Consider the following 26,786-nt stretch of genomic DNA (forward strand, 5'->3'; position numbering starts at 1 on the left):
CATTTTAACGTGATTTCTGGATGGCTTTTGAGCGATCGCTTCTGAAACGACGGATTGTCATTGACGCACATCCGCACATCATGGTTAATTTGTAAAGTGCGTAAGTTCCAATTCTAATAAGCTGAGACAGAAATTTTTCTGTCATATCATAAAGTTAACTTAACCTAGGCAAGAGGGAATTAGCATAAAATGTGAGTATAATACAGGCTAAACACATAGTCTGTTTGTATTCATAGTCCATTCAATCCATAGAATAAGGTGTGAGGATTGACCCATGTCAAAACTATTCAAGAATTTAGCAAAGGTAACTCCTTTAGTATTAGGTGCTTCCGTAGCGGCTGCTGGCAGCGCAGTGGCTCAAACTATGCCGGGGACACCTCAACTTAAAATTGATCCAGCTGCGCAACAGCAACTTGATCGTATTCAACGGGGCCAAAGTAGTCAGCAGATTAATACGGGTGTCTATCAAGGTTCCATGTCCCAGGTGACTAGCGTTAACCAACTGCGGGACGTATCTCCCACCGCTTGGGCCTACGAGGCATTAAGAAGCCTTGTAGAACGTTACGGTTGTATCGTTGGTTATCCCGACCGTACCTTCCGCGGTGATCGCGCCACCACTCGTTGGGAATTTGCCGCAGGTTTAAACGCTTGTTTAAACGTCATGGAACGTTTAATTCAAGATGGTGTCGGGGTACTCAGAGAAGATATCGATAAATTAAAACGTCTTGTTCAAGAATTTGAAAGCGAACTAGCGGCCTTAGGGGCTAGAGTAGATAACTTGGAACAGCGCGTTGCTTTCTTGGAAAACAATCAATTTTCCACCACCACCAAACTCAGAGGTGAGGTAATCTTCAGTATCGCCGATAGCTGGGGTGGTCAAGCTTCCGTTACCAATACCGACGGTACGGTGACTGAGGGCAGCAATCAAGATCAGACCCAAGCAGTGTTTAATAATCGGGTACGACTCAACTTTGAAACCAGCTTCACCGGTAAAGATTTGTTGAGAACCCGTTTACAAGCAGGTAACTTTAACACCACTTTCAACCAAAACGGTCCGACGAGAACCAACATGACCCGTCTAGCATACGATGATGGCCGGGACAATGACGTAACCATCGATGACTTGTTCTACCGCGCTCCCATCGGTACTCCCTTCGGTAACATCACCGTTTGGGTTGGTGCTAACGCCCTTAACCTTGATGACGTTTTCCTCACTGCTAACCCCTTCCTCGCCGATAGCGGCACCGGTGCTTTATCTCGCGGTCAACGTTATAACAACATCGTCTTCCGCGGTCCTTCTGGCACGGGTGCAGGGGTTCGATTCAAGATCGGTGATGTTTTCCAAGTTACAGGGGCTTATCTGGCGGGCAGTGGTGCCTCTAATCCTAGCGAAGGAAACGGTTTGTTCAATGGTTCCTTCAGTACTGGCGCGCAAGTAGGTTTCTCCTTCATCAAATTTGCCGATATTAACTTCGTTTACGTTCACAGTTATCAAACTGCTGCCGATATTCGCTCTGGTTTATTCGGTAACGTCAGTAGCCCTCTGACGGAACGTCCCTTCGGTAACGTTGGTACTACTGCTAACCGTTTCGGTTTGCAGGGTAGCGCCCAGGTTATCCCAGGAGTCTTAAATATAGCGGCATGGGGTGGTTATGCTGATGCCTCGGCCACGGGAGTTAATGATGCGATCGGAGACAATAACACTGGTATCTGGTCTTGGAACCTGAATCTTTCTGTCCTCGATCTCTTTGCCGAAGGTGCGGCCTTGTCCATCGGTGGTGGTCAAGTACCCCGTTCCGACAAGGAAGATGGCACTTCCTACATGGTAGAAGCTCAGTATAAGTTCCCAGTCACCAAAAACATCCTGATTACCCCTGGTGCCTATGCGATCTTCAATGCTAACAACCGTAATAACGACACCATTTTTGTCGGTGTCCTCCGGACAACTTTCCGTTTCTAAGCTGAGTTGACGGACTTGAAAAAACGGTGGGATTTGTAGATCTCACCGTTTTTTTACTTTGAACTTTTCACTGGATATAACCATTTATGAGAAGATGATCGGAGCGTCCCAAACGCTGCTATATTTACTTCGCCTATTTAGTTGCTTATCTATGCACTCTCTGTCTTTCCCCCGTCGCACTAAAATTGTGGCCACGATTGGCCCAGCCTCGCAAAATAAGGAAACATTACGTCAGATGATCAAGGCGGGGGCGACGACATTTAGATTAAACTTTTCCCATGGCGATCACGATTACCATCGTCACAGCATTAACCTGATCCGTCAGTTAGCCTTTGAACTCAATCAACCGATTGGCATCCTTCAGGATCTGCAGGGACCAAAAATTCGTTTAGGTAAATTTGCCTGTGGGTCGATTACCCTGAAACCCGGGGAACCCTTTATCCTGACTTCTCGGGATGTGGAATGTAATCAGGAAATCAGTTCCATTAGCTATCCCTCTCTGGCGCAAGAAGTCCCAGAAGGTTCGAGAATTCTCCTCGATGATGGTAAGGTCGAAATGCGGGTGGAATCAGTGGATCGTTTGAAAGGAGACCTGTCCTGTCGCGTGGTGGTTGGGGGTGTCTTATCCAGTAATAAAGGGGTAAATTTTCCCAACGTTTATCTGTCGGTGAAAGCTTTAACCGATAAGGACAAAAAAGATTTAATGTTCGGACTGCTGTGGGATGTGGATTGGATCGCCCTTAGTTTTGTGCGTAATCCCCAAGATATACTCGAAATTAAAGAATTAATCGCCAGCGCGGGTAAATCTATCCCCGTGATCGCTAAAATTGAAAAACACGAAGCGATCGAGGAAATGGAGGCAATTTTATCCCTCTGTGATGGTGTTATGGTGGCCAGGGGAGATTTAGGAGTAGAATTACCAGCCGAAGACGTGCCAATCCTGCAAAAACGCCTGATTAATACTGCTAATCAGCTAGGCATCCCGATTATCACCGCCACTCAAATGCTTGACAGTATGGCCAGTAATCCTCGTCCCACCCGCGCCGAGGTTTCGGACGTGGCTAATGCGATTTTAGATGGCACTGATGCGGTCATGCTTTCCAATGAAACGGCTGTGGGTCATTATCCCATCGAAGCGGTGGCAACCATGGCCCGCATTGCCGAAAGGATCGAACGGGAACAGATCAATAGTGCCGCTCGCTCTAACAATAAACAATCGATTCCTAACGCTATTTCCTCGGCAGTTAGTCAAATTGCCGAACAATTGGGGGCAGCGGCAATTATTACCCTGACAAAAACCGGCTCTACTGCCCGTAATGTCTCCCGATTTCGCCCCAAAACCCCGATTTTAGCCGTTACTCCCCATCGAGAAGTGGCACAGCAGTTACAGCTAGTTTGGGGCGTAAAACCGATGTTATTACTCGATTTACCCTCCACCAGCCAAACTTTTCAAGTGGCGATGAATCTTGCCCAGGAAAATAACCTCCTCGCAGATGGTGATTTAGTGGTGATGACGGCGGGAACTCTGCAAGGGGTGGCCGGTTCCACGGATTTAATTAAGGTGGAAGTGGTAAAATCCCTTTTGGGCAAGGGTACAGGTATCGGCCAGGGTGTGGCTAGTGGCCGGGCGCGAGTGGCCCATAATGCCCGGGAAGTGGGTAGTTTTAGCAGCGGGGAGATTTTAGTCGTTCCCACCACCAGCGCCGAATATGTGGATATGATGCGGAAAGCTGGCGGAATTATCACCGAAGATACGGCGATGAATAATCACGCCGCTACTATCGGTTTAAAATTGGGTATTCCGGTTATTGTCGGGGTTAAAGATGCCACGAAAATTATCCGCGAAGGGGTGATCATTAGTCTCGATGCTCAACGGGGTTTAATTTATTCTGGTATTGGCAAGGGTGCGGCAACTATGAAAAACTGAGTCGGTCGTCAGGAGTCGGTAGTCAGGAGATTATTTTTATTTATTCTACCTACTCCCTGCTCCCCACTTCATTAGAGTTCTTGCATAATTAATTTTTGAGAGGGCAAAAATGAGAAAAATAGACATAAAATTGCATAAAAGCCCTAAATAGAGCATTTAATTGATTAATGCTCATTCTTAATTCTCCTGACTCCTGAATACTGGCTCGGAGACTCCTCACCTAAGGTCAGATTTTTGATTTTTGCAAGAGGTCTATAATTCATAATTCATAATTCACAATTCCCCAAAACCCATTTTCACTTGTCTATGAGCGATTCTTACTCTCCTCCCGTCGATAATCCGGCCTATACTGTTGAACAAGCGATCGCTAATATCCAGCAAAGAGAAGACCTAGGAGCGCGTTATTATGCCGCTTGGTGGTTGGGTAGATTTCGTGTTCGTCAACCGGAGGCGATTTCGGCGTTAATTGCCGCTTTAGAGGACGAAAGCGATCGCACTCCCGACGGCGGTTATCCCCTGCGACGCAATGCCGCCAGCGCTTTAGGGAAATTAGATGATCTCAGTTGTGTTCCCGCCTTGATTGCCTGTCTCGACTGCGAAGATTATTATGTGCGCGAATCCGCTGCCCAGGCATTGGAAATGCTTCAGGATCAAAAAGCGATCGCACCTTTAAGGAAACTATTAGAGGGCGGCATCGAAGGGGCTGTTTTAGTGGCGGGAAAACCCCATTTAGTCCAACCCTACGAGGCGATTATCGAAGCCTTGGGAACCCTGCAAGCGACGGAAGCGATTCCCCTGATCGAACCATTTTTAAAGCATTTCGTCGAAAAAGTCCGTTATGCGGCTGCTCGCGCCCTCTATCAACTCACAGCTAACTCCTACTATGGCGATATTCTGATTAAGGCTTTGCAAAGGGAAGAATTACAGCTGCGTCGTTCTGCTTTAATGGATTTGGGCGCTACGGGTTATCTGCCGGCTGCTCCTGCGATCGCTAATACTTTGGCGGAAAATAGTCTGAAACTGGTTGCTCTCAAGGAACTTTTAGAAAACCATCTAAAAACCAATTCTAGCGGCGAAAATATCTCCGGAATTCTCACTTTAATGGATAGTTTATTGTAATCAATAATTGCTTATTTTTTATCTAATTCAAACCGATTATGTTGGGTGGCTGAACGAAACAATCACTCTGTTAAAACCAAAAAACTTTGATAAAGTTGACTGGGAAAACTTGATCGAGGAGATAGAAAGTTGGGTAGTCTTAGGCTAAGTTTCTACAGGGCAAGCGCATCTTAACAATCCTTGACAAAATAAACTTTGTGTGAGCTGCTTACCCAGAGGGCGATTCTGGCATATTTGAGGATAATTTGCTATCTCAATTGTTAAGCAAAAATCGACCAAATGTTAAGATTTCGTAACTATTCTGATTGACTGGTATCATCTGAAATGCCCATGCGGATCACAAAATTAGCCAATTGTCAATAGCTTTTGAGATGCTCTCACCCTGCATCCAAGACAAAGACATCATTAATAAGTTTGACAATTTTTAGAAGTATTAATAGATGCCAAAAATACACCCCCTCAAGATTGAATGAAGGGGCATTGATGGTATTTTTAGAGGCAATTTAGCCGACTTTTGTGGTTTCTTTTTCGATGAATTGGCAGGGTTTTAGTTGGTGCTTGAGGGGTGAAGCTGTGGCGGAGCCGAAAGGGATGATAATTAACACATACCGCTCAAACTGTTATCTTTTGATGATGACTAATTTGTTTAGCTTGCTCTTGCTGCTAAATCGGTAGTGATACTGGCATTATATCTGGATAATGTTATCATCTCGACAGGGGTAAATTTTATTGCGATTGCGTTAGCGCAAATACAATGTTGATAAAAATTAATGTAGTAACCATAATAGACCTCTTGCAAAAATCAAAAATCTGACCTTAGGTGAGGAGTCTCCGAGCCAGTATTCAGGAGTCAGGAGAATTAAGAATGAGCATTAATCAATTAAATGCTCTATTTAGGGCTTTTATGCAATTTTATGTCTATTTTTCTCATTTTTGCCCTCTCAAAAATTAATTATGCAAGAACTCTAATATAGCTACATTTGGAGAGTAAAATTGAAATGGACATGGGACGACAACAAAAATCGGACAAACAAGCGCGATCACGGCTTGAGCTTTGAAGCCGCTCAATATGTTTTTACCGCTCCTCTCGCTGTCAGCCGTCCTGATCCATACCCAGAGGAAGAACGCTGGCAGACTATCGGACTGATCGGTAAATTGACTGTGTTTGTGGTGCATACTTGGCCGGAGTCTGATTCAGTGACCGGAGAGGAAACGGGACGAATTATTAGCGCACCCAGGGCAACAGCCCATGAAAGGAGGGCTTATGAAGAAGGGAGATTCTAATCCAGTACCGCCAGAGATACAGGCTGAAATTGACGCTCTAGACGCATCACAAGAGCCTATCCGCACAGATCTGATCCCAGAGGCTACGGGAGATTGGAGCAGGGCGCGGCGTGGTGTATTTTGTCGTCCGCTCAAACAGCAGATCACTCTAAGCCTTGATGCTGACCTGATAGACTGGTTCAAAACCCAGGCCACACAAGAGGAGGGGTATCAGACCAGTATTAATCGCGTCCTGCGAGAATATGTGGAAACACGGGCAAAAAAATAAACCCCTTCAAGATTGATTGAAGGGGCATTGATGGTATTTTTAGAGGCAATTTAGCCTACTTTTGTGGTTTCTTTTTAATGGCGATACAATGAAGTTACTGCCACTTAATGAAACCTCTATGAGCCTCATCCTTCCCGCTGAACTTCTGCAAACAGTCCAAATGACTGAAGCTCAAATGCTCACGGAAATCGCTATCATGCTCTATCAGCAGCAACGCCTTCAATTTGAACAAGCAGCCGAACTAACGGGAATGGCGCTCGATGATTTCTACCAATTGCTAGTATCGCGTAATATCCTCACTCCACCCACAGATCCCGACGACGAACCAAAAGAACTCATCCTCACCAGTCTTCGTATTTCTCTTCAGCAAGCTAAAGAGGGCAAAGTACATCCCATCTCTGAACTGTGGGATGGCATAGATGACTGAAAAAATTCCCCCCATTAAGCTTCTTTTCTCCGATCAATTCAAGGATCGACTTCGCATCCTCGCCAAACGCTATCGGAGCATTCGTACTGATATACAACCCCTAATTGATGACCTTCAGATAGGCAAATTCATCGGCGATAAAATACCAGGAATAGGCTACACTGTCTTTAAAGTTCGCCTCAAAAACAGCGATATTCAAAAGGGCAAAAGTAGCGGCTATCGTGTTATCTATCAACTTAAAGACAATAGTTGTGTTTTGATGCTCCTCATCTATGCCAAATCTGACCAAACAGACATCACAGCGCAGCAAATTCAAGACATCATTAATAAGTTTGACAATTTTTATTTTTAGAAGTATTAATAGATGCCAAAAATAAACCCCCTCAAGATTGATTGAAGGGGCATTGATGGTATTTTTAGAGGCAATTTATACTATTTTTGTGGTTTCTTTTTCGGTGAATTTAGAGGGTTTTAGTTGGCAACTGATAATAAAGCCTCTTCTATTGGCTTTGGTAACTCAATAGCATGAAACCGATTCACAGAAAAAGCGTAATCTTCACCACTTTCATCAATAACCCGAATTAGACTGTTTATTTCTGCTGTCTCATCAGGGATAACGCGGTATATTTTGCCAACTTCTAGTGAAGCTTCGTAGCCTTCATTATTGAGACAAACTGCGAACTTATTTGTGGGAGATGACTCTATTTTCATGGTCAATCTAGAAACGGTAACTTGAGCTTAAATTCTTTTTTGCCGATGCCATGAGCTTCATACCAATGGACTTCAGCTAACCTTACTATACCATTGGGAAGCTGAACTTGGGCTATGCCCTTTAATTTTCTCCATTTACCTTTGCCATACTGTTTTTGCAACCGTTCCCGATTACGAATTCCTGTTCCTGTGGCAATAATCTCGATATTCGTAATATCGCTGATAATCTCAAAGTCCACGATCGATCAATCAATCTTAAAGAGTGGCCTTTCATTATAGCATCTATTGCCAAAAAAGAGATATAAAAAAACAAAACCCCCTCAAGATTGAATCAAGGGGTATTGATGGTATTTTTAGAAGCCATTTAGCCTACTTTTGTGGTTTCTTTTTCAGTGGATTTAGGGGGTTTTAGTTTGCGCTTGAGGGTTGAAGCTGCGCCGAGAGTGCCGAGGGCTGCAAGACCAATAATAGAACTGGGTTCGGGAACTGTGGCAGTAACTTCATATAAAGAACTTACCGTTACTGTATCGCCATGATTTCCCCCTTCCCATTGAAAAAATAACACCTTCGACAATCTGTGATCACCCTTTGCAAGATTTTTTATGATTTTGCTCTCATCCCATTTGACATTCTGAAAGTCAGGGGGATCTGAAGCTTTTATCTCCTTTGTAAAATTTGCACCATTATCAGTGTCGGCGTCGATATTGCCGCTCATTATCAGCGTTACTGTTCCGTTTGGTACTTTTACTTTTGTTTCCCCAGAAATCCTAACTAACACATCCCCCATAGCACCGTGATTAAACTCTCGGTGAAAGCCCCACGGTATTTGGATTGGACCCACACCCGTCCTTTTCACGGTATATTCTAGTCCGATTATTTGTTGGCCATTCTTCAGTTTTTGTCGTTTAGGTTCCTTTGAGACTGCGACCTCGGCTGGTACTAAAGTCATATCTCTGGGTTTCTGAAAATCAATAGGATTATCACCAAAATCTATTCTAGCTGCCTGAGCCGAAGAAGTGAACCCAACAGCGAGGGCCAAGTAGCAGATAGAAACTGTTCCTAAAGGTACAGCTAAATTAAAATTTTTCATTTCTTGTTACCTCTTCCATAAGTGCGATCGCCCTCTCGCAGCTAGGTAAAGCAACAACCCAACCCAGTACAGAAGGCGGATAGTAAGACAATACACATTCCCCCCCCCATAACTGTATCAAAAGCTACATTTTAATAAATCTTTATATTTCTCTCCCTAACTAGCGATCGATATTTTGGGGTTTTTGGGGAGTTCAAGAGCTTGGACTTGTACAATAAGGTTGTACAAGTCTCCCCTAAAAATCATGTTAAGCAAAGAAACCACCTACTCTCAGGCGAGAATGAATTTAGCCAGTATCTTAGATCAGGTGTGTGACGAATCTCAAATTATCGTCATTAAGCGTCGCAATCAGAAAAATGTGGCGTTAATTGCTGAAGATGAGCTTTCCAGTTTATTAGAGTGTGTTTATTTATTGCGATCGCCAGAAAATGCCCAACGCTTATTTCGCTCTTTAGCATGGACCCAGACAGAAGATGCAACTCCTCAAACATTAGCTGAATTGAAAGGAGAGTTAGGAATTGAGTCCTAAAAGAGAAAATAAGCCAGATAAACCTAAAAAAAATCCTATTCATGGTTATTTGCCCGTTTTTAGTCCTGATTTCAAAGCAGATTTAGCTTGGTGGTATCGAAACGAACCGAAAAAAGGCGATAAAATTTTAGACTTAGTGGCAGATATTTTGGATGGCGATCCGTTTACAGGATTGGGTAAACCCGAACCTCTTAAGTATATTGCTGCCGACACTTGGTCACGACGGATCGATTTAGAGCATCGTTTGGTTTATAAAGTCACAGGAAATAAGGTTTATTTTTTACAAGCTCGCTATCATTATCAATCAGGCTAAACTCAGACAAACCCATTAAGAACTGTTACAGGAGAAAGGGGACAAAGAACGTAGAGGGGGACAGTGAAACAACAAACATTTTCTACTCCAAGTCTGTAGCCTAAGCTACAATTTAATAAATATCTACATTCCTCCTTTCTCCCGTCGATCCTAGACATCATTCTAAAAGTCGGCACTTAAAGGGGTACGGGGGAAAGGAATCACATCGCGAATATTGGTCATTCCCGTCATGAATTGTACCAGACGCTCGAATCCTAAACCAAAACCGGCGTGGGGAACGGAACCGTAGCGACGCAGGTCTAAATACCACCACAAATCATCGGGATTCATTCCCTGTTCCTGCATTCTTTGGATTAATACATCTAATCGCTCTTCCCGTTGGGAACCGCCGATAATTTCGCCGATCTTGGGTGCTAAAATATCCATAGCGGAAACGGTTTTATTACTGTCATCTAGACGCATATAAAAAGCTTTGATTGTCTTGGGATAATTAGTGACAATCACGGGTTTTTTAAATAGTTCCTCCGCTAGATAACGTTCGTGTTCTGACTGTAAATCTACGCCCCATTCTACCGGAAACTCGAACTGACGATCGGCTTTTTCTAATAACTCGATCGCTTCGCTGTAGGTAATCCGGCCAAACTCGCTATTAACGATATTCTCGGCCGTACTTAACACCGTTTTATCGATACGTTCGTTAAAAAACTGCAAATCTTCGGGACAATTTTCTAAGACGAATTTAAAGATATATTTCAGAAAAGCTTCTGCTAAATCCTGATCCCCTTCCAGATCACAAAAAGCCATTTCCGGTTCCACCATCCAAAACTCGGCCAGATGACGGGAAGTATTAGAATTTTCAGCGCGAAAAGTCGGGCCAAAAGTGTAAACATTAGATAAAGCCATGGCCATTACTTCCGCTTGTAATTGTCCACTGACGGTTAAATAGGCCCGTTTACCAAAGAAATCCTCGGCAAAATTGGCGGGTTTTTTTAAATCTAAACTGGTGACAGTAAATAATTCTCCCGCACCTTCGCAGTCGTTAGCGGTAATAATGGGAGTATGTACCCAAATAAAGCCCTTTTCTTGGAAAAAAGTGTGTATAGCGGTAGCGCAAGCGTTTCTAACCCGCATTACTGCTCCTAGGGTGTTAGTTCTTGCTCGCAGATGGGCAATGGTTCTTAGGAATTCAAAGGAATGACGTTTTTTTTGTAGGGGATAATCCGCAGGACAGTCACCATAAAGGGTGATTTCGGCCGCTTTTAACTCGATATTTTGCCCTTTACCCGGGGAAGGAACCAAATTTCCCGAAACAGCGATCGCCGCTCCTGTACTAATTGTTTTTAGTACATTTTCATAGTCGGGTAAAGTCGGTTCGAGGATAACTTGTAAGTTGGCCAGGGATGAGCCATCATTAACTTCCAGGAAAGTAAATTCTTTTAATTCTCGTTTTGTTCTCACCCAACCCTGCACGGTGACGGATTGATCCGGTTGTCCTGTCTGAAAGATTTCCTTGATTCTGCTAGTCATTGCTTATCCCTATGTTAAGTGGCTGAGTGGAATTAAATATAAGATGAACGTAGGTTGGGTTGAAGCATGAAACCCAACGCCAGATTATGTTACGCTACCGCTAACCCATCCTACAAATAATTGTGTCTCCCTACTTAGAACCAAAGAGTATTTTAGGATAGAAGGTTCAGATCAGGCTAAAATCAATCTCGAACAGGTCTCATGCTTCTGGTGGAAAAATTATTAAGTAAGCCCAAAAGCCGTAAATTAGCGATTTTTTTGGCTTTTATCGGCAGCATTCTCGCTTTACCCTTTCCTATCGCCGGTATTCATAAATTCTATCTCGGTCAACCTCTCTGGGGAATTATTTATCTTCTCCTTTGGCAAACTCCGATTCCCCGGGTGGCTTGCGCGATCGATGCGGTGTGGTATTTAATCCAAGATAACCAATTTTTCGCTAACTATTTTCCCACTGCCACCGCTGCTGCCACTGTCCCCAGTTTAGAGCCTAAACAAGTAGAGGCGATCGGGGCAGCTTTAAGGGAATTAGAGCGCCTCCGGCAAGAAGGATTAATTTCTGAGTACGAATTTGAAGAAAAACGGCGACAACTACTATAATGACACCGCAAAACTGGTTAGGGCGCACTTTTAACCCTTTAAAAGCCAAAATTAGCAATGATCCCTATTATCGCTTTCGTTCCCTCGATGAGATCGCTATGGCGGCGCAATTGGGCATTAAAATTAATGTCAGTCAAGCGGGTGTGGATGATTGGCTGCGATTGCCGGGGATATCCATCCATCAAGCGCGGATGTTGGTGGAATTGCTGGGTATGGGGGTAGAATTGCTTTGTCTTGAAGATATAGCCGCTGCTTTGAGTGTTCCTGTGGCTAGATTGAAAGCTTGGGAGCCGATTCTAGAATTTGCCTATTATAGTCCCGAAAGTCACCTCGCACCCCCTAAAATCAATCCTAACACTGCTTCGATCGAGCAGTTAACCACCCTGCCCCTGATCGGCGATAATTTGGCAGCTGCCATTATTAAAAATAGAGAAGAACAGGGATTATTTAAGAATATTGTGGATTTTAAAGGGCGTTTATCCCTAGACGCTCAGGAAATCTCCCAATTAATGCACTTTTTTCAGTTTTAATCCCAAATACTCAGGAAAGGAGATAGGAGTCAGGAGTCAGGAGATAGGAGACAGGAGACAGGAGACAGGAGTCAGGAGTCAGGAGTCAGGAGTCAGAAGGCAGAAGATTATTTTTATTTATTCTTCCCACTTCATAATTCATAATTCATAATTCATAATTCCCACACCCCACACCCTACACCCCACTCCCCACTTCCCACACCCCACTTCCCAGCAAATCTAAATGTCTTCAGATTCCTCGCCATCACTAGGGGGAACTAGGGCGACAGCAGCGATCGCATCGTCCTCATCGAGTTTTTGCACCCGGATGCCTCCGGCCGATCGCGATTGGGGAGTAATAGCATCGACGGATTGACGGATAATAATACCCCGTTCGGTGATAATCATAAATTCCTCGTGGGGGTTAACAACGTGCAGAGCCGCTAATTTATCGTTCTTTTTGCGGAATTTAATCACTCTGACTCCTAATCCCGCCCGATTTTGCAGACGTAGGAGGGTAACGGGAACCCGTTTTCCTAGTCCTGCCATGGTAATCGCTAACACCCAGGGGCCATTATTAGCCACTTCGGGGTTAATTTCTTCGCTTTCGTCCTCGGTTTCTTCTTCGTTAGATTCAGCGATTTGGGCGACAATTTGACTAGGCAGGATGTCCATACTAATTAATTCGTCACCTGAGCGCAATTTCATCGATTTTACGCCTTTAGTTGCCCTTCCCAAGGAGCGCAATTGTTGACTATCGGCCTTAAAATGAATGGCCATCCCCTGACGAGAACCGATAATGACGCTATCTTCCTCTTTAGCCAAGCGAACCCAACGTAGTTGATCACCGTCTTCGAGAGAAATGGCGATTAAACCGTTCGATCGAATATTACTAAAGGCAGCGAGGGCGGTTTTCTTGATAAATCCCTTTTGTGTGAGCATAATCAGGTAATTATCCTCGCTGAACTCGCTGACTGCCACCACCGAGGTAATTTTCTCCCCTTTGGGAATCTCTAACAGTTGCACGATGGGAACCCCGCGAGCGGTACGCGAACCGGTGGGGATATGATAGGCATTGAGACTATAGACAACCCCGCGATCGGTGAAAAAGAGGACGCTATCGTGATCGCGGCAGGTGATAAAGTGATCGATGCCGTCGTCGTCTTTCATTTTTGCGCCAGCTTTGCCCCTTGTTGCCCGATTTTGGGACTCAAAGGTATTAACGGGCATTCTTTTGATGTAACCCTGTTCGGTGACGAGAATTAAGGCCTGTTCGTTGGCAATCAGGTCAGTTTCGGCGATTTCTCCTTCCCGTTGTTCAATATGAGTGCGACGGGGGGTAGAGTGAATCGTTTTGATCTGTTGCAGTTCTTCCTCGATAATGCTGTCGATGCGTTCTTTTCTGGCTAAAATATCCTGAAGATCGCCGATTTTTGTCAGTAATTCCCCGTGTTCTTGCTGAATTTTCTCCGATTCTAGGGCGGTTAACCGTCGCAGCTGCATTTGTAGGATTGCGTCCGCTTGCACCTCTGAAAGACCAAAATTCTGCACTAATCCCTCTTTTGCACTAGCTGTGTCGGCAGCACTGCGAATCAGGGCAATGACTGCATCGAGACTAGCGAGGGCAATTAGTAAACCCTGAAGGAGATGATCCCTTTCCTCGGCCTTGCGGAGTTCATAACGGGTGCGACGGGTGATAACTTCTAGGCGAAAATCGAGGAAAACCCGGAGAAACTCCCTTAAAGTCAGTAATCTCGGTTCATTATCGACTAATGCCAACATATTCGCCCCAAAATTGGACTGGAGGGGCGTTTGTTTATAAAGATTGTTGAGGACGACGCGGGGATAGGCATCTCGTTTCAGTTCGATCACCACCCGGATGCCGTCGCGATCGCTTTCGTCCCGCACATCGGAAATACCGTCTATTTTGCGATCATTGACCAAATCGGCGATTTTTTCGATTAATGCCGCTTTATTGGTTTGATAGGGCAGTTCGGTGATGATAATAGCATCTCGATCGGGTCTTCCCCTTTGTTCGATGGTTTCAATGGTGGCCACTCCCCGCAGGGTAATGGAACCGCGGCCGGTGGTGTAAGCTTCCTGAATACCGTCTCTACCAAGGATATGCCCCCCGGTGGGAAAGTCCGGCCCCGGGATATAACGCTGTAATTCCGTATCGGTGAGATCGGGGTTATGGATGAGGGCAACGGTTCCATCGATAATCTCGGCCAGGTTGTGGGGGGGGATATTGGTGGCCATCCCGACGGCGATGCCCGATGAGCCATTAATTAGCAGTTGCGGGACTCTAGAGGGTAAAACCACGGGTTCCTGTTGGGAACCATCGAAGTTATCGGCAAAATCGACGGTTTCTGACTCTATATCCTGTAGTAGGGCGTTGGTGGCCAGGGTGTGCAGACGACACTCGGTATAACGCATGGCCGCTGGGGGATCGTTATCGATCGATCCGAAGTTACCATGGCCGTTAATCAGGGGATCGCGCATGGAGAAATCCTGGGCCATGCGGACGAGGGCATCGTAAACGGCAGTATCCCCGTGGGGGTGGTATTTTCCTAATACTTCCCCGACGACTCTAGCGCATTTCCGGAAGGGGCGATCGGGGGTTAATCCTAGTTCGTACATCGCATAAAGAATGCGCCGGTGTACGGGTTTCAGTCCGTCCCTAGCGTCGGGCAAGGCTCGCCCAACGATGACGCTCATGGCGTATTCTAGGTAGGAACGGGACATTTCATTGCTTAAGTCTGTGGGGACGACATGATCCTGGGCGGCGGTCATAGGGGGGTTAACTCCAATAACGAGGCAAAAAAAGCGTTTTTGTGATTAAATTCGCTAAAAATCGGGCTTTTACCCTTTTGATGTGCAGAATATGCCCATTTGTACGTCTATTTTACCATAAAATCCCTCTTTTTTGGGGTTTAGAATAGTGTCAAGTTAGCAGCGATCACAAGAGGAAAAAGCAAATGGTGAAGACTACTTTTAGCAGTTTTTCCCTCGATAATTTAGGATAAAATAAAAATGCGATCGAGAGTTAATATTATGGACTGATCGGCAGCTCAAGAATCGATGATAATTGAGATTAATGATCCCTTAACTCCAGCGAAGACTATTAACCTGATTTTCCCAGCGCAAAAATTCCCCGAAAATGCTTACTCCTCTCCTCTGGCAAAGTGCCAATCCCCACCCCGATAATCTGGAGAATTTCCAAATTATTAGCCAATGGTGGCAAGATTTAAATCTTAAGGAAGTCTTCTGGCAACAGCGTTTAATTCCCGATACTGGCTCTCTGGAAGATATTAATTGGGAGCAGCAAGGTTTTGATGAAAAATTTAGCCTCCAAATGCCTCAAATTCGGGGTATTACCCTCTATTGGCATAAATCAACTTTTGCTGACGAAAGAAGCATGACACCTAAACAATTAATTTTAGATCGGGAACAGGAGCAATTATACATTTATCCCCAATCCCAACCTAGTTTAGTTGTTCGGGTGACGAAACCCCATCTGGTTTATCAAAAATTCGAGCTAAAAAATCCTCTCCTGGTCGGCAAAAAAGCGGAAAGTGAATATATTTTACTGATCAGGGATAAAGAACAGCAAATAGAAGTTAAAATTAATCTCAGTCCCGAAAATTATCGGCAATTTCTAGAAACCATGACTGAGGAACAATAATGTGGCAGGGAAACCTAGAACTAATTTACAAGCAAAAAAATCTCGCAACCGAGATTAATCACGTCTATGCTACCGCCCCTTTAAAAGTACAAAGACCTTTTTATCCGGAGGGAAAAAACCTTTGTCATACGGTGATTTTACACACTGCGGGGGGAATAGTTGGTGGTGATGTTCTTCAACAAAAAATTCATCTCCAAGCCGCTACTAATGCCCTGATTACCACTGCTTCTGCTGGAAAAGTTTACCAGAGTAACGGTCAGATGGCACAGCAATTAATCGAGATTAAAATCGATGACAATGCCAGTTTAGAATGGCTACCCCAAGAAACAATTATCTTTAATGGTGCGGTATTTCGCCAACATTTACGAGTGGATTTAGGGGAAAATAGCAGTTGGTTGGGATGGGAAATTACCCGTTTTGGCCGCAGTGCGCGAGGCGAGAAATTTTTAGCGGGAGAATGGCATTCTAATTGGGAAATTTGGCGATCGGGACAACCTTTATGGCTTGATCGCTCCTTCCTGTTAGGTGGTAAAATGATCGAGGGATTTTCTGGTTTAAATAATAGCGCCATGATCGGTACTTTAGTTTATATCGGTCAACCGGTGGGCAGAAATTTAATCGAGAAAGTGAGAGATTTTTCCCTAGAAGGAGAGATGGGAGTTACTAGCACTTTAGGAGATGGTCTTTTATGTCGTTATCGGGGCAATTCTAGCGGTGAAGTGCGACAATGGTTTCAGCAGGTTTGGCAAATTTTAAGGCGAGAAATGAGCGATCGAGAGGCAATTATTCCGCGAGTTTGGTTATCTTGGTAAAGGCGGTCAATTAAACCTCTTGCATAATTAATTTTTGAGGGTTCAAAAACCTCAAAAATAAGGATTAAATCGCATAAAATCTGTAAATAGACCATTTAACTGATTATCATTCATTCTTAATTCTCCTGACTACTGACTACTGGCTACTGACTCCTAACCCTAACAACAATTTTTGATTTTTACAAGAGGTCAATTTTAATTTTTTCAAGTCACTTGAATGCCTGTATCGGTGATTGGGGCTATCCAAAATTGTAGATCGGGAGCGACGAGAATTTCCCGGGCCTCTTTAACGATAGTTTCCGCCACTTCCTGAGATGAACAGAGAGTAAAAACCGTCGGGCCAGAGCCTGACATCATCGTTCCCAAGCCGCCTAAATCGCCCAGAACCTGTCTTAACTCGGCTACGAGGGGAAATTCGGGTAAAACCACCTTTTCGAGGTCATTGTGGATAAATTTGCCGATAGCGGCTGGTTTTTTTTGGGCGATCGCTTGTACCAAAGCCCCGGAACTCACCTGCTGACGGCGGTGATGAAAGTCCTCTGGAGAAGACAGATAGGTATCTTGAAATTTTTGCCGATAGCTTTGGTAGGCCCAGGGTGTAGAAACGGATAAATGATCGTATTTAGCTAAAATCACCCATAATCCGGTTAGAGGAGCGATAGGATCGAGAATTTCTCCCCTTCCCGTACAGATAACCGTTCCTCCTGTCACACAAAAGGAAGTATCGGACCCCAATCTTGCCGCTAAAGTTTCTAATTCCGGACGGGTTAAGCCTAATTCCCAGATTAAATCGATGCCAACTAACACCGCCGCCGCGTTGGTGGAACCCCCCGCTAAACCAGCAGCCACGGGAATATGTTTCTCGATGGTGATATCGATACCGCCGTAATTGGCAAAGAGGCGGGGGAATTCCTTCGCCATCAAAGTGGCGGCCCGATGGGCGAGATTACTGCTATCTTGGGGGACGAGGGGATGAGAGCAAAAGAGACGGAATTCCTGCAATCCATTGGGCCGGAGAGTGATGCGATCGCATAATGCCACCGTCTGCATCACCATCACTAACTCGTGGAACCCATCAGGGCGATCGCCAACGATTTCTAGATATAAATTAATTTTAGCGGGGGCTAGAAGGGTATAACTGTGCATTTGTCAAGGAAAAAAATCTAAAATTTTGGCAATTGACCTAATTTTTCCGCCAAGTCAATCCATTGCGATAAACTGAGATCTTCGGCGCGAGCGAGGGGATTAATTTCTAATTGTGTCAGGATTTGGCTTAATCGATCGCTATCTAGACAATTTTTTAGATTATTGCGTAACATTTTGCGCCGGTTGGCAAAACCCCAGCTAATTAAAGTGGACAAAAAGGCTGGATTACTGACATTATTCGGCAAAACACGGGGTAAAAGCTGAATTACCGCCGAATCTACCCGGGGAGAGGGGGAAAAGGCCCGCCGGGGTACGTCACAAATCCATTGACAATCGGCAAGGTATTGAATGCGGACGCTGAGAGCGCTGTAAGCTTTGGTGGAGGGGACAGCGACTAATCTTTCGGCGACTTCTTTCTGTACTAAGAGGGTAATACTCTGATAAGGGGGGGTGAAGGGATGGGCGATCGAACCGAGCAGCTTTTCGAGGATCGGACCGGTGATATTATAGGGAATATTAGCCACTACTTTATTAACCGGCGGCAGTTGCTCCAGTTTAAGGCTAAGAAAGTCGCCCGGGATGAGATGAAAGTTATCTTGTTGGCCAAATTTTTTATTTAAAATTGTCCATAGATCTCGATCGATTTCTACAGCGACAACCAATTGAGCGCCATCGAGAAGACGACGGGTTAAAATGCCTGTACCAGGGCCGATTTCTAATACCCGATCCTCTGATTGTAAATTAGCGGCTCCGATGATGCGATCGAGTATCGATTCATCTTTTAACCAATGTTGTCCAAAACGTTTACGCGGTTGAATTTTCATACCTCTATTTTAAAATCAGAGGGTTGTTCTCGACAATAACACCCCTGAAAATATGGGCAATGCGATCGATAACCGCATCAATTATGATAGAGCCTAGGCAAAGATAGCAAAAAAATTAGAGACAATGTCAGATTTGAACGATGTTTTCGCAATTGTAGCCGGAGCGGTTCCGGGGGCGTTATCTCGTTATCATATTACCGAATGGACAAAAGCAAAATTCGGCTTGCGCTTTCCCTATGGAACCTTTATTATTAACTTAACCGGCTGTCTAGCTATCGGTTTCTTTTTGGCTATTTTACCCAGTGTTCCCTTTTATTCCCACGCACTAGATTTAATGGTTAGAACGGGATTTTTAGGAGCCTATACCACCTTTTCTACCTATAGTTTAGATATCTTGCTCCTCTGGCGCAATCAACAAAATTTTCTCAGTCTTTTTTTTGCCGTTGCTAGTATCATTTTCGGATTGATTGCCGTGAGAATCGGGGCAGCTATTGCCCAAGTTTTTCTAGGTTAATTCTCTAATTTATTGACTATTTAAGGCTAGGAAAGACAGCATGGATTTTTTCAGGGGTCGTTATGGTTTATTCGTGGCAATTGGGGCTATTTTTGGCGCTTTAAGTCGTTTTTATATCGCAGAATTAATTGACAGCATCTTCGGTCAAGAATGGGGATTTTTGGGAACATTTTTTGTTAATATTTCTGGCTGTTTAATTATTGCATATATTTTTACTATGGTTAAGGAAAATATTCGCATAATTGCCCCAGAATTAGGATTGATGCTTGCCACGGGTTTTTGTGGTTCCTATACAACTTTTTCCACCTATAGTTTGGAGGTTAACAAATTTTTAGATCAGGGAAACTTAACTTTCGGTTTAATTTATTGGTTGGGCAGTGTTTTTGGGGGAATGATTGCACTTAAAATTGGAGTTATTTTAGCAAGAACAGGTTTTCCTAGATGAGTTATTAAGGGCGCAAAAATAGATAAGTATCTAAGCACAATTGAGGACATTTTTTCCTTTCCTACCCAGTCTTAATAAGTAATGTCTCCATTGGTTTGAAACCAATTGATGGCATCGGCTAAAGCTTGTCTAATCGGCGATTGCGGTAAGCCCAGTTTCTTGCACTGCCTTCGAGTAATCTTAGTATATGGACTGTTTTGACATTTTCACGCCATCAAGGGGTATAGAGGGCAATTTTCCCAAGATTATCGCCCCGATAAAACCCGCTCCACCCGTCATAAAAGCACCCATTGCTCAAACTTTTCCCTGTCCTGACTTCCCCTCGGTAATTGAAATTTAATCACCTTAACTCTGTCATTACTATACCTTAAATCTTAGTCAAGATTTAAGCTTTTCTTGATAAAATTTGAAGACAGATTATTTTAGACTAGGAGCAGTCAATCTTCAGTAAAAACACTCCTATGGATCCATCTACAGAGTCAACTTTTGTTTGTCCGATTATCATCGAAGATGATAGAACAGGATTAGACACAGAAACTATCCGACGGGCTTTAAGGGATAATTTACTCTATATTCAAGCTAAATTACCGGAATTAGCCAGCAAAAACGATCTTTACATGGCCTTAGCTTATACCATCCGCGATCGTTTATTGCAGCGTTGGTTAACCACCCAACAAACCTATCTAAAAAAAGATGTCAGAACCGTTTGTTATCTCTCGGCCGAATTTTTAGTCGGTCCCCATTTGGCCAATAATTTAATTAATCTCGGCATCTACGAACAAGTCCAGAAAGCTGTCAGCGAATCGGGATTAAAACTAGAAGAATTAATTGCCCAGGAAGAAGAACCGGGGTTAGGAAATGGTGGTTTAGGTCGTTTAGCTGCCTGTTATTTAGATTCCCTTTCTACCCTAGAAATTCCGGCTATTGGTTACGGTATTCGCTACGAATTTGGTATCTTTGATCAAGAAATTCACGACGGTTGGCAGGTGGAAATAACCGATAAGTGGTTACAGTATGGAAATCCCTGGGAAATTGCCCGACCGGAATCATCGGTAGAGGTAAAATTTGGCGGTTATACCGAATCCTATACCGACGAAAATGGTAATTATCGCAGTCGTTGGATTCCCGATTATGTAGTCAAAGGAATTCCCTACGATACCCCAATTCTCGGCTATCGAGTTAACACCGCTAATACCATGCGTTTATGGAAATCAGAAGCTTGCGAATCTTTTGATTTTGGTCGCTTTAATCGTGGCGATTATTATGGTGCGGTGGATAATAAAGTTCACTCGGAAAATATCAGTAAAGTTCTCTATCCTAACGATGAACCAATTCAAGGCAAAGAACTACGTTTAGAACAGCAATATTTCTTTGTTTCCTGTTCCCTACAGGATATGATTCGTATTCACTTACATGAAAACCCCAGTCTCAATAATTTTCATCAAAAATGGTCAGTACAATTGAATGATACTCACCCTTCCGTCGGGGTAGCTGAGTTAATGCGCTTGTTAATTGATGTGCATCATTTCGATTGGGATAAAGCTTGGTTTATCACTCAAAATACCTTCGCTTATACCAATCATACTCTTTTGCCAGAAGCTTTAGAAAAATGGCCTTTGAGTATTTTTGGTCGTCTTTTACCCCGATTAATGGAAATTATCTACGAAATTAACCATCGTTTCTTGGATAAAATTCGCATTATTTATCCCCATGATGACGGCAAAATGTCCCGTTTGTCTATAATCGATGAAAGCGGCGAAAAATACGTCCGTATGGCTCACCTCGCCTGTGTGGGTTCCCAGGCAATTAATGGGGTGGCAGCCCTCCATACAGAATTACTGAAAAAAGATGTTCTGCGCGACTTCTATGAACTCTTTCCCGAAAAGTTTAGCAACAAAACCAATGGAGTTACTCCCCGGCGCTGGATAGTTTCTAGTAATCCCCGCTTGACTTTTGCAATTACCGAAAAAATTGGCGAAAATTGGATTAAACATCTGGAGGATTTACGCGGTTTAGAAAACTATGTGGATGATGGGGGATTTCGGGACTCTTGGCGACGAATTAAATACGATATTAAGGCAGATTTAGCTAATTATATCGATAAAAAAGTCGGCATTAAAGTTGATCCTAGTACCCTCTTTGATGTGCAGGTAAAACGCATTCATGAATATAAACGGCAACATCTCAACGTTTTACATATCGTTACTCTCTATCATCGCCTCAAAAATAACCCCAATCTTGATATTACCCCCCGTACCTTTATTTTTGGTGGTAAGGCAGCCCCGGGTTATTTTATGGCGAAATTAATCATTAAATTGATTAATTCTGTGGCAGAAGTGATCGACAATGATCCGACAATTGGAGGAATTTTAAAAGTGGTTTTCCTGCCTGATTATAATGTCACCTTCGGTCAACGGGTTTATCCAGCTGCCGACTTGTCCGAACAAATTTCCACGGCTGGGAAAGAAGCTTCGGGAACTGGTAATATGAAATTCTCTATGAATGGGGCCTTAACTATCGGTACTCTCGATGGGGCAAATATCGAAATTCGTGAAGAGGTGGGGGCGGAAAATTTCTTTCTTTTTGGCTTGACAACTGAGGAGGTTTATGCTAAGAAGGCCGCCGGTTATAATCCCCAAGAATACTATTACCATAACGAAGAATTGCGGGCAGTATTAGACCTCATTGGTTCGGGATTTTTTAGCCGGGGTGATAGTAGTTTATTCCGCCCGCTTGTGGATAATCTTATCTACAATGATCCCTATATGTTACTGGCCGATTATCAATCCTATATCGACTGTCAGGAAGGAGTCGGTCACGCTTATAAAGATCAAGAACATTGGAGTCGTTTAGCGATTCTTAATCTGGCCCGCATGGGAAAATTCTCTAGCGATCGATCGATTCGGGAATACTGCGAGGAAATCTGGCGGGTACAACCGGTAAAAATTGAATTACCCGATTATATTCAAGCTAATGCTGGTTTATCGGTAAATTAGAACAAATCTAGGCAGTAGGATCGTGTTTATTTATCCTACTGCCCACAGGATGGAACTCTTGTAAAAATCAAAAATTGCTGTTAGGTTTAGGAGTCAGTAGCCAGGAGCCAGTAGTCAGGAGAATTAAGAATGAATAATAATCAATTAAATGGTCTATTTACAGATTTTATGGCATTTAATCCTTATTTTCGCCATTTTTGAACCCTGAAAAATTAACCATGCCAGAGGTTTACTAACTGGCCTTGGGTGACTTTAACCTAAATTTCTACGGGATTGACGGGGCTCGAACCCGCAACTTCCGCCGTGACAGGGCGGTGCTCTAACCAATTGAACTACAATCCCATTTTTGCGACAATTCTAATTGTAACTTCATCATCAGGGTTATGTCAAGCACCTCTGGGAAAATTTTTTTGAGGGAGAGGGAATTATGAATTATGAATGATGAATTATGAAGTGGGGAGAGGAGGAATTATGAATTGGGGAGTGGGGGGAGACCACTGCGAGCCGTTGCGGGGGGAGTGGGGAGAATAAATAAAAATAATCTCCGGCCTCCTGCCGACCGCCTGATCTCAACAAGCAATTTAAATTACGAACAGCTTATCAATCCTGAATTAAAGCCAAAAAATCCCCAATTAGGGACCGGACCCTCTTTACAATGGGATTGTAATTAAGCTTGTTGGGAGCCTGAGCTATGACTAACCCGAATTCGATCGAACAGCTATCGCAGGAATTACTCGATCTAGACCAAGTAGATGCCGATACCGGGGCAGATTTGCGGCAAAAAGCCCAAGAAATCCTCGCTGAAACCAGTATTGACCTCCTGATTCGAGAAGCGATCGCCGATAGTCTCAGTCAAGGCAATCAACTACTTACCCTCAAAACCGTCGGCAAGGAAGAAAGTTACTAGCACATTTGGGGTCAAAAGTCAAGATGAAAGAAAAAATTTTTTTTATCTGGCTGGGGCGGTTTTTGGCCTCTTTTGGGCTGTTATCGGGGATAAGTGCCTGTAATTCCCCTCTTTTGATCACTCCTCAAGTTCCCGTCGGTGGTTTAAATAGTTTTGCCCCCGATCAATTTCCCAGTTATAGTGCTGATGGTCGCTATTTAGCCTTCGCTTCCGATCGCTCCGGTCGTCGTAGTATATATTTATTCGATCTGCAAGAAAAGCGCTTAGTTAATCTCCCTAACCTAAATCGTGGCGATTCTAGCCAAGATCAGCCATCTCTAAATGCTGACGGTCGTTTAATTGCCTATATCTCCAGCGAACGCGGTAAAAGTGATGTCATGGTTTATGATCGTTCCCAGTCCCGTGCAACCCTATTAACCGCTAACCTGCGGGGAAGCGTCCGCAATCCCACCATTAGCGGTGATGGTCGCCAAATTGCCTTTGAAACCAACCAAGACGGTCAATGGAATATTGCGATCGTTAACGGACAATTTTAAACTTGTTCTACTCGGTCTTAATCGTTAAAACCTGCGGAGGAGTTGCATCGGGTGGATATAAAAAATTTACCTGTACTATATGCCAATCCCCGGGAGGAATAGTCAGAGTCACTAAAGGTTGCCCCTCTTGTCCGCGTCTTTGGACGAGATGGAAAAATCTGCTTTGTGCCTGTCCCTGGTCATCGCTATAATTGACGGCTACTGTTCCCCGAAAAAACACTTGTGGGGCAGCCGGATCGAGAAAACGCAAACCCTGCCCAATAATATCCTCTTTAATCGGTGTTTCTAGCGCAATAGTCACCGTTTTCGCCTCATCACTTCGATTAAATAGAGGTAAACTTAACCTATATTCCACACCGTAATTACCATGAGCTTGATAGGCCGTATCGGGATAGCGAACTAACATACTAGCACTTTGATTTTGTTCTGTTCCCAATTTGCCCCCGGGTAGGGTGCTAATCCCATAGGCTATAGATTGACCAGAATCAGGAATATTTAACCATAAAGAAGCTCGATCGACCAATCGGGCTGGCCAAGCTGAACCTTGGGACACCCCCGCTACCCGTCCATAAATTATCTGTCCTTGACTATGGGGAGGAGTGGGCGATCGATCGCGCGGAGTCGATAAATCGCCTTTTTCCAGCAAATTTTGCCACTCTGTCAGATTTGGGGGTCTTTCCTGCCCATTTTCGTCTAGGGCTGCATAAAGAGCTAAACTAGCAGCGTAGAGAAGACCGTCACTTTCCAGACGGAGATAACTGGATCTACCGTTTAAAGGGGGAGTTAAATCGCGGACGGGAATCGCCGCATTTAAGACCATAAAACTCTCCCCCGCCGGAATAATAATCCTATCGGGAAAAATATCCTGACGCTGCCCCATTAAAATATCCCCCATTACCCGACTTCCCGGCCCAGCAAAAACCGTCCCCTGATTATTTTCCACTTGTGCGGGTAAATCGATAAAAGCTGCATCGGGTTGACTCAAATAACTGGCCCCTTGCAGAATTTTAACGGTCACGGGATTAGAACTAGGATTGTGGAGTAATATACCCAGATAAAGGGTGCGTAAATTATCGGGAAAATTCCCCCTGGCTACATGGTGGGCAAAAATATCAAAGCGTCCCTGAAAAGCATAATTTAAATGGGCCGAGGGAAAACTTTTCTCTTGGGGGGGAAAAGTGGAAAGCAAAATCCCTTCTCCTAGCAATAATTCGGGACTATTGCTATTAAAAACGGGAACTTTATCTAGTTGATTCGGCAAAGGACGCACCTGCGCCGGTCGAATTATTTCTACAATAGGGGGAGTTTGGGCAATGGGTAGTAAAAAAGGTAACATCACACAAATTACCATCTCAAGATAATTAATTTTTGATCATAGCATTACTGGCTCGCTCAATTTAGATAGTATTCTGTTTGTCCATATCTAGAGGATTGGTTAATATTTCTTTCTGGTGTTAGCTGACCTTTTTAGTTAAGTACAATCAAGAAAAATTATCAAATTTCCCAATCGTTATTGGCTCTTGCCATTGACCAAATCTATTGTCATCATAGACTAAAATCTAGATTTAACCGTGGTTTTCTGGAAACTTAGCCCGATGTCTAGATATCGATCGAGCCGGAATTGTTATGATAAATTCATGAAGTTTTATAACAGTGTTTGCCCGTGAACAGGAACCAAATCGACTATCTCAGGATTAGTTTAATCGATCGCTGTAACTTTCGCTGTCAGTATTGTCTGCCTGAGGATGCAGAATTGGCCTATGTTCGACCGCAAGATTTACTCACCCGGGAGGAAATTCTTACTTTAGTCAAAAATGTCTTTATTCCCCTCGGTTTCCGCAAATTTCGCCTTACTGGTGGGGAACCTCTCTTACATCCCGAAGTAGTGGAGATTGTGCGCGATATCGCCTCTTTATCTGCCACTAGCGATTTAGCCTTGACCACTAATGGCTATTTACTTGACAATTTAGCCGAAATGTTGTATGAAGCCGGACTAAGACGGATTAATATCAGTTTGGACTCCCTCGACCCCGACACTTTCGATAAGATTATCGGTAATCGCGGCCGGAGTCGTTGGCAAAAAACTTGGGCAGGTATTCAAGCAGCCCAGAGGGTGGGTTTTGACCCCTTAAAATTGAATGTGGTGGTGATTCCGGGGATAAATGAGGCAGAAGTGGAAGATTTAGCGGCTTTGACCATCGATAAGCGTTGGCACGTCCGTTTTATCGAGTTTATGCCCATCGGTAACGGTGATTTATTTCAAGAAAAAGCTTGGATTGCGAACGAGGAATTAAGGGGGCGAATTCGGGCAAAATGGGGCTTAAATGAGGGTCAAGTGCGGGGAAATGGTCCGGCCGATGTTTTTCAAATTCCGGGGGCTAAGGGTACAATCGGCTTTATCAGTCAGATGTCGGAGTGTTTTTGCGATCGCTGCAACCGCCTACGTCTCTCGGCCGATGGTTGGTTGCGTCCCTGTCTCCTCAACGAAACTGGACAAATCGACCTAAAAACTGCCCTCCGTCAGGGAATTTCGCCGGCAGAAATCCGGGAAAAAGTCTGGGAATTAATAGAACTGAAAGCAGAAATAAACTTTAAACTGCGTGATTCCGGCACATCAAGTGGCATTTATACCCGTACTATGTCCCAAATTGGCGGCTAAA

General features: G+C 44.0%; 27 protein-coding genes, 1 tRNA gene and 2 pseudogenes. 20 read left to right on the forward strand and 10 right to left on the reverse strand.

Annotated features, from left to right (window positions below):
* Positions 1-274 precede the first annotated feature (274 nt).
* The 8 genes and pseudogenes from N0824_RS16460 (at position 275) to N0824_RS16495 (ending at position 7,337) form a co-directional block, all read left to right on the forward strand.
* Positions 275-1,960, forward strand: a complete 1,686-nt coding sequence (locus N0824_RS16460; RefSeq protein WP_108937533.1) for an iron uptake porin — start codon at positions 275-277, stop codon at positions 1,958-1,960.
* A 151-nt stretch (positions 1,961-2,111) separates the two neighbouring features.
* Positions 2,112-3,887 carry a pyruvate kinase gene (gene pyk, locus N0824_RS16465; RefSeq protein WP_069474005.1) on the forward strand — a complete coding sequence of 592 codons (1,776 nt, stop codon included), beginning with the start codon at positions 2,112-2,114 and terminating at the stop codon, positions 3,885-3,887.
* Between the two features lie 306 nt (positions 3,888-4,193).
* Complete coding sequence (locus tag N0824_RS16470) at positions 4,194-5,006, forward strand: HEAT repeat domain-containing protein (RefSeq protein ID WP_108937534.1); 813 nt, start codon at positions 4,194-4,196, stop codon at positions 5,004-5,006.
* A gap of 13 nt (positions 5,007-5,019) precedes the next feature.
* A pseudogene (locus N0824_RS16475) lies at positions 5,020-5,136 on the forward strand (DUF29 family protein); the annotation flags it as partial.
* A gap of 917 nt (positions 5,137-6,053) precedes the next feature.
* A complete protein-coding gene (locus N0824_RS16480; protein ID WP_233256470.1) occupies positions 6,054-6,290 on the forward strand; it encodes a BrnT family toxin in 237 nt (78 codons plus the stop codon).
* The gene (locus tag N0824_RS16485) at positions 6,271-6,558 is read left to right on the forward strand and encodes a BrnA antitoxin family protein (RefSeq protein WP_108937536.1); all 288 of its coding nucleotides are present in this window, start codon (positions 6,271-6,273) and stop codon (positions 6,556-6,558) included. Before N0824_RS16480 ends, N0824_RS16485 begins: the two co-directional genes overlap by 20 nt.
* 88 nt (positions 6,559-6,646) lie before the next feature.
* Positions 6,647-6,985, forward strand: coding sequence for a UPF0175 family protein (locus tag N0824_RS16490; RefSeq protein ID WP_108937537.1), 339 nt, complete (start codon positions 6,647-6,649; stop codon positions 6,983-6,985).
* Entirely contained in the window at positions 6,978-7,337 is a 360-nt protein-coding gene (locus N0824_RS16495) for a type II toxin-antitoxin system RelE/ParE family toxin (RefSeq protein ID WP_108937538.1), read from the forward strand. The genes N0824_RS16490 and N0824_RS16495 overlap by 8 nt, the downstream gene beginning before the upstream one ends.
* A gap of 119 nt (positions 7,338-7,456) precedes the next feature.
* Here the strand turns inward: N0824_RS16495 and N0824_RS16500 are convergent, their stop codons facing one another.
* The 3 genes from N0824_RS16500 to N0824_RS21465 form a co-directional block, all read right to left on the reverse strand.
* A complete protein-coding gene (locus N0824_RS16500; RefSeq protein WP_002751846.1) occupies positions 7,457-7,696 on the reverse strand; it encodes a hypothetical protein in 240 nt (79 codons plus the stop codon).
* Positions 7,697-7,698: 2 nt separating this feature from the next.
* Positions 7,699-7,935 carry a hypothetical protein gene (locus tag N0824_RS16505; protein ID WP_004161776.1) on the reverse strand — a complete coding sequence of 79 codons (237 nt, stop codon included), beginning with the start codon at positions 7,933-7,935 and terminating at the stop codon, positions 7,699-7,701.
* Between the two features lie 125 nt (positions 7,936-8,060).
* The gene (locus tag N0824_RS21465; protein ID WP_233256471.1) at positions 8,061-8,786 is read right to left on the reverse strand and encodes a PEP-CTERM sorting domain-containing protein; all 726 of its coding nucleotides are present in this window, start codon (positions 8,784-8,786) and stop codon (positions 8,061-8,063) included.
* A gap of 244 nt (positions 8,787-9,030) precedes the next feature.
* On the opposite strand from N0824_RS21465, the gene N0824_RS16515 reads away from it, so the two are divergent.
* Together N0824_RS16515 and N0824_RS16520 are read left to right on the forward strand one after the other, a co-directional pair.
* Positions 9,031-9,315, forward strand: coding sequence for a type II toxin-antitoxin system Phd/YefM family antitoxin (locus tag N0824_RS16515; protein ID WP_002771558.1), 285 nt, complete (start codon positions 9,031-9,033; stop codon positions 9,313-9,315).
* Positions 9,305-9,628 carry a Txe/YoeB family addiction module toxin gene (locus tag N0824_RS16520; protein WP_108937539.1) on the forward strand — a complete coding sequence of 108 codons (324 nt, stop codon included), beginning with the start codon at positions 9,305-9,307 and terminating at the stop codon, positions 9,626-9,628. The genes N0824_RS16515 and N0824_RS16520 overlap by 11 nt, the downstream gene beginning before the upstream one ends.
* A 162-nt stretch (positions 9,629-9,790) precedes the next feature.
* On the opposite strand, the gene asnS is transcribed toward N0824_RS16520, so the two are convergent.
* A complete protein-coding gene (gene asnS / locus N0824_RS16525; RefSeq protein WP_108937540.1) occupies positions 9,791-11,155 on the reverse strand; it encodes an asparagine--tRNA ligase in 1,365 nt (454 codons plus the stop codon).
* Between the two features lie 201 nt (positions 11,156-11,356).
* Between asnS and N0824_RS16530 the strand changes: the two genes are divergently transcribed.
* Positions 11,357-11,752, forward strand: coding sequence for an NINE protein (locus N0824_RS16530; RefSeq protein WP_002777830.1), 396 nt, complete (start codon positions 11,357-11,359; stop codon positions 11,750-11,752).
* Positions 11,752-12,282 (forward strand): ComEA family DNA-binding protein, encoded by a 531-nt coding sequence (locus tag N0824_RS16535; RefSeq protein WP_108937541.1) that lies wholly within the window; start codon positions 11,752-11,754, stop codon positions 12,280-12,282. The genes N0824_RS16530 and N0824_RS16535 overlap by 1 nt, the downstream gene beginning before the upstream one ends.
* 219 nt (positions 12,283-12,501) lie before the next feature.
* Here the strand turns inward: N0824_RS16535 and gyrA are convergent, their stop codons facing one another.
* Positions 12,502-15,054 carry a DNA gyrase subunit A gene (gyrA, locus tag N0824_RS16545; RefSeq protein ID WP_108937542.1) on the reverse strand — a complete coding sequence of 851 codons (2,553 nt, stop codon included), beginning with the start codon at positions 15,052-15,054 and terminating at the stop codon, positions 12,502-12,504.
* A gap of 367 nt (positions 15,055-15,421) precedes the next feature.
* On the opposite strand from gyrA, the gene N0824_RS16550 reads away from it, so the two are divergent.
* Together N0824_RS16550 and N0824_RS16555 are read left to right on the forward strand one after the other, a co-directional pair.
* Positions 15,422-15,946: a hypothetical protein gene (locus tag N0824_RS16550; protein ID WP_108937543.1), complete on the forward strand. Its 525-nt coding sequence runs from the start codon at positions 15,422-15,424 to the stop codon at positions 15,944-15,946.
* The gene (locus N0824_RS16555) at positions 15,946-16,758 is read left to right on the forward strand and encodes an urease accessory protein UreD (RefSeq protein WP_108937544.1); all 813 of its coding nucleotides are present in this window, start codon (positions 15,946-15,948) and stop codon (positions 16,756-16,758) included. The genes N0824_RS16550 and N0824_RS16555 overlap by 1 nt, the downstream gene beginning before the upstream one ends.
* A 204-nt stretch (positions 16,759-16,962) precedes the next feature.
* Here N0824_RS16555 and ispE read toward each other — a convergent pair whose 3' ends face one another.
* A complete protein-coding gene (gene ispE, locus N0824_RS16560) occupies positions 16,963-17,904 on the reverse strand; it encodes a 4-(cytidine 5'-diphospho)-2-C-methyl-D-erythritol kinase (RefSeq protein ID WP_016516845.1) in 942 nt (313 codons plus the stop codon).
* Positions 17,905-17,921: 17 nt separating this feature from the next.
* Positions 17,922-18,728: a 16S rRNA (adenine(1518)-N(6)/adenine(1519)-N(6))-dimethyltransferase RsmA gene (rsmA, locus tag N0824_RS16565; RefSeq protein ID WP_108937545.1), complete on the reverse strand. Its 807-nt coding sequence runs from the start codon at positions 18,726-18,728 to the stop codon at positions 17,922-17,924.
* Between the two features lie 124 nt (positions 18,729-18,852).
* Between rsmA and crcB (N0824_RS16570) the strand changes: the two genes are divergently transcribed.
* Positions 18,853-19,242, forward strand: a complete 390-nt coding sequence (gene crcB, locus N0824_RS16570) for a fluoride efflux transporter CrcB (protein WP_108937546.1) — start codon at positions 18,853-18,855, stop codon at positions 19,240-19,242.
* 40 nt (positions 19,243-19,282) lie between these two features.
* Complete coding sequence (crcB, locus tag N0824_RS16575; RefSeq protein WP_108937547.1) at positions 19,283-19,687, forward strand: fluoride efflux transporter CrcB; 405 nt, start codon at positions 19,283-19,285, stop codon at positions 19,685-19,687.
* 71 nt (positions 19,688-19,758) lie between these two features.
* Here crcB (N0824_RS16575) and N0824_RS21775 read toward each other — a convergent pair.
* A pseudogene (locus tag N0824_RS21775) lies at positions 19,759-19,933 on the reverse strand (dihydroflavonol 4-reductase); the annotation flags it as partial.
* Positions 19,934-20,148: 215 nt separating this feature from the next.
* Between N0824_RS21775 and N0824_RS16585 the strand changes: the two are divergent.
* A complete protein-coding gene (locus N0824_RS16585; RefSeq protein ID WP_108937548.1) occupies positions 20,149-22,683 on the forward strand; it encodes a glycogen/starch/alpha-glucan phosphorylase in 2,535 nt (844 codons plus the stop codon).
* Positions 22,684-22,951: 268 nt separating this feature from the next.
* Here N0824_RS16585 and N0824_RS16590 read toward each other — a convergent pair.
* A tRNA-Asp gene (locus tag N0824_RS16590) sits at positions 22,952-23,025 on the reverse strand.
* 349 nt (positions 23,026-23,374) lie between these two features.
* On the opposite strand from N0824_RS16590, the gene N0824_RS16600 reads away from it, so the two are divergent.
* Both N0824_RS16600 and N0824_RS16605 read left to right on the forward strand, forming a co-directional pair.
* Complete coding sequence (locus N0824_RS16600) at positions 23,375-23,590, forward strand: hypothetical protein (RefSeq protein WP_108937550.1); 216 nt, start codon at positions 23,375-23,377, stop codon at positions 23,588-23,590.
* A gap of 23 nt (positions 23,591-23,613) precedes the next feature.
* On the forward strand, positions 23,614-24,126 hold the full coding sequence (locus tag N0824_RS16605; protein ID WP_108937551.1) for a TolB family protein: 513 nt from the start codon (positions 23,614-23,616) through the stop codon (positions 24,124-24,126).
* A 7-nt stretch (positions 24,127-24,133) separates the two neighbouring features.
* Here the strand turns inward: N0824_RS16605 and N0824_RS16610 are convergent, their stop codons facing one another.
* Entirely contained in the window at positions 24,134-25,477 is a 1,344-nt protein-coding gene (locus N0824_RS16610; RefSeq protein WP_108937552.1) for a DUF3370 domain-containing protein, read from the reverse strand.
* A 312-nt stretch (positions 25,478-25,789) separates the two neighbouring features.
* On the opposite strand from N0824_RS16610, the gene moaA reads away from it, so the two are divergent.
* Positions 25,790-26,785, forward strand: a complete 996-nt coding sequence (gene moaA / locus N0824_RS16615; RefSeq protein ID WP_108937553.1) for a GTP 3',8-cyclase MoaA — start codon at positions 25,790-25,792, stop codon at positions 26,783-26,785.
* Position 26,786: the final 1 nt, after the last annotated feature.

Source organism: Microcystis sp. 0824 (assembly GCF_003112475.1).
GTDB classification, from domain to species: Bacteria; Cyanobacteriota; Cyanobacteriia; order Cyanobacteriales; family Microcystaceae; genus Microcystis; species Microcystis aeruginosa_C.

What these genes read in the sequence shown, in the direction of transcription:
- N0824_RS16605 (WP_108937551.1), top strand. Translation starts at nt 23,614, where the DNA reads ATGAAAGAAAAAATTTTTTTTATCTGGCTGGGGCGGTTTTTGGCCTCT.
- N0824_RS16470 (WP_108937534.1), top strand. Translation starts at nt 4,194, where the DNA reads ATGAGCGATTCTTACTCTCCTCCCGTCGATAATCCGGCCTATACTGTT.
- N0824_RS16530 (WP_002777830.1), top strand. Translation starts at nt 11,357, where the DNA reads ATGCTTCTGGTGGAAAAATTATTAAGTAAGCCCAAAAGCCGTAAATTA.
- N0824_RS16535 (WP_108937541.1), top strand. Translation starts at nt 11,752, where the DNA reads ATGACACCGCAAAACTGGTTAGGGCGCACTTTTAACCCTTTAAAAGCC.
- crcB (WP_108937547.1), top strand. Translation starts at nt 19,283, where the DNA reads ATGGATTTTTTCAGGGGTCGTTATGGTTTATTCGTGGCAATTGGGGCT.
- rsmA (WP_108937545.1), bottom strand. Translation starts at nt 18,728, where the DNA reads ATGAAAATTCAACCGCGTAAACGTTTTGGACAACATTGGTTAAAAGAT.
- N0824_RS21465 (WP_233256471.1), bottom strand. Translation starts at nt 8,786, where the DNA reads ATGAAAAATTTTAATTTAGCTGTACCTTTAGGAACAGTTTCTATCTGC.
- N0824_RS16485 (WP_108937536.1), top strand. Translation starts at nt 6,271, where the DNA reads ATGAAGAAGGGAGATTCTAATCCAGTACCGCCAGAGATACAGGCTGAA.
- N0824_RS16490 (WP_108937537.1), top strand. Translation starts at nt 6,647, where the DNA reads ATGAAGTTACTGCCACTTAATGAAACCTCTATGAGCCTCATCCTTCCC.
- asnS (WP_108937540.1), bottom strand. Translation starts at nt 11,155, where the DNA reads ATGACTAGCAGAATCAAGGAAATCTTTCAGACAGGACAACCGGATCAA.
- N0824_RS16495 (WP_108937538.1), top strand. Translation starts at nt 6,978, where the DNA reads ATGACTGAAAAAATTCCCCCCATTAAGCTTCTTTTCTCCGATCAATTC.
- N0824_RS16610 (WP_108937552.1), bottom strand. Translation starts at nt 25,477, where the DNA reads ATGGTAATTTGTGTGATGTTACCTTTTTTACTACCCATTGCCCAAACT.
- ispE (WP_016516845.1), bottom strand. Translation starts at nt 17,904, where the DNA reads ATGCACAGTTATACCCTTCTAGCCCCCGCTAAAATTAATTTATATCTA.
- N0824_RS16585 (WP_108937548.1), top strand. Translation starts at nt 20,149, where the DNA reads ATGGATCCATCTACAGAGTCAACTTTTGTTTGTCCGATTATCATCGAA.
- N0824_RS16460 (WP_108937533.1), top strand. Translation starts at nt 275, where the DNA reads ATGTCAAAACTATTCAAGAATTTAGCAAAGGTAACTCCTTTAGTATTA.
- N0824_RS16600 (WP_108937550.1), top strand. Translation starts at nt 23,375, where the DNA reads ATGACTAACCCGAATTCGATCGAACAGCTATCGCAGGAATTACTCGAT.
- crcB (WP_108937546.1), top strand. Translation starts at nt 18,853, where the DNA reads ATGTCAGATTTGAACGATGTTTTCGCAATTGTAGCCGGAGCGGTTCCG.
- N0824_RS16555 (WP_108937544.1), top strand. Translation starts at nt 15,946, where the DNA reads ATGTGGCAGGGAAACCTAGAACTAATTTACAAGCAAAAAAATCTCGCA.
- N0824_RS16550 (WP_108937543.1), top strand. Translation starts at nt 15,422, where the DNA reads ATGCTTACTCCTCTCCTCTGGCAAAGTGCCAATCCCCACCCCGATAAT.
- N0824_RS16515 (WP_002771558.1), top strand. Translation starts at nt 9,031, where the DNA reads ATGTTAAGCAAAGAAACCACCTACTCTCAGGCGAGAATGAATTTAGCC.
- N0824_RS16500 (WP_002751846.1), bottom strand. Translation starts at nt 7,696, where the DNA reads ATGAAAATAGAGTCATCTCCCACAAATAAGTTCGCAGTTTGTCTCAAT.
- gyrA (WP_108937542.1), bottom strand. Translation starts at nt 15,054, where the DNA reads ATGACCGCCGCCCAGGATCATGTCGTCCCCACAGACTTAAGCAATGAA.
- pyk (WP_069474005.1), top strand. Translation starts at nt 2,112, where the DNA reads ATGCACTCTCTGTCTTTCCCCCGTCGCACTAAAATTGTGGCCACGATT.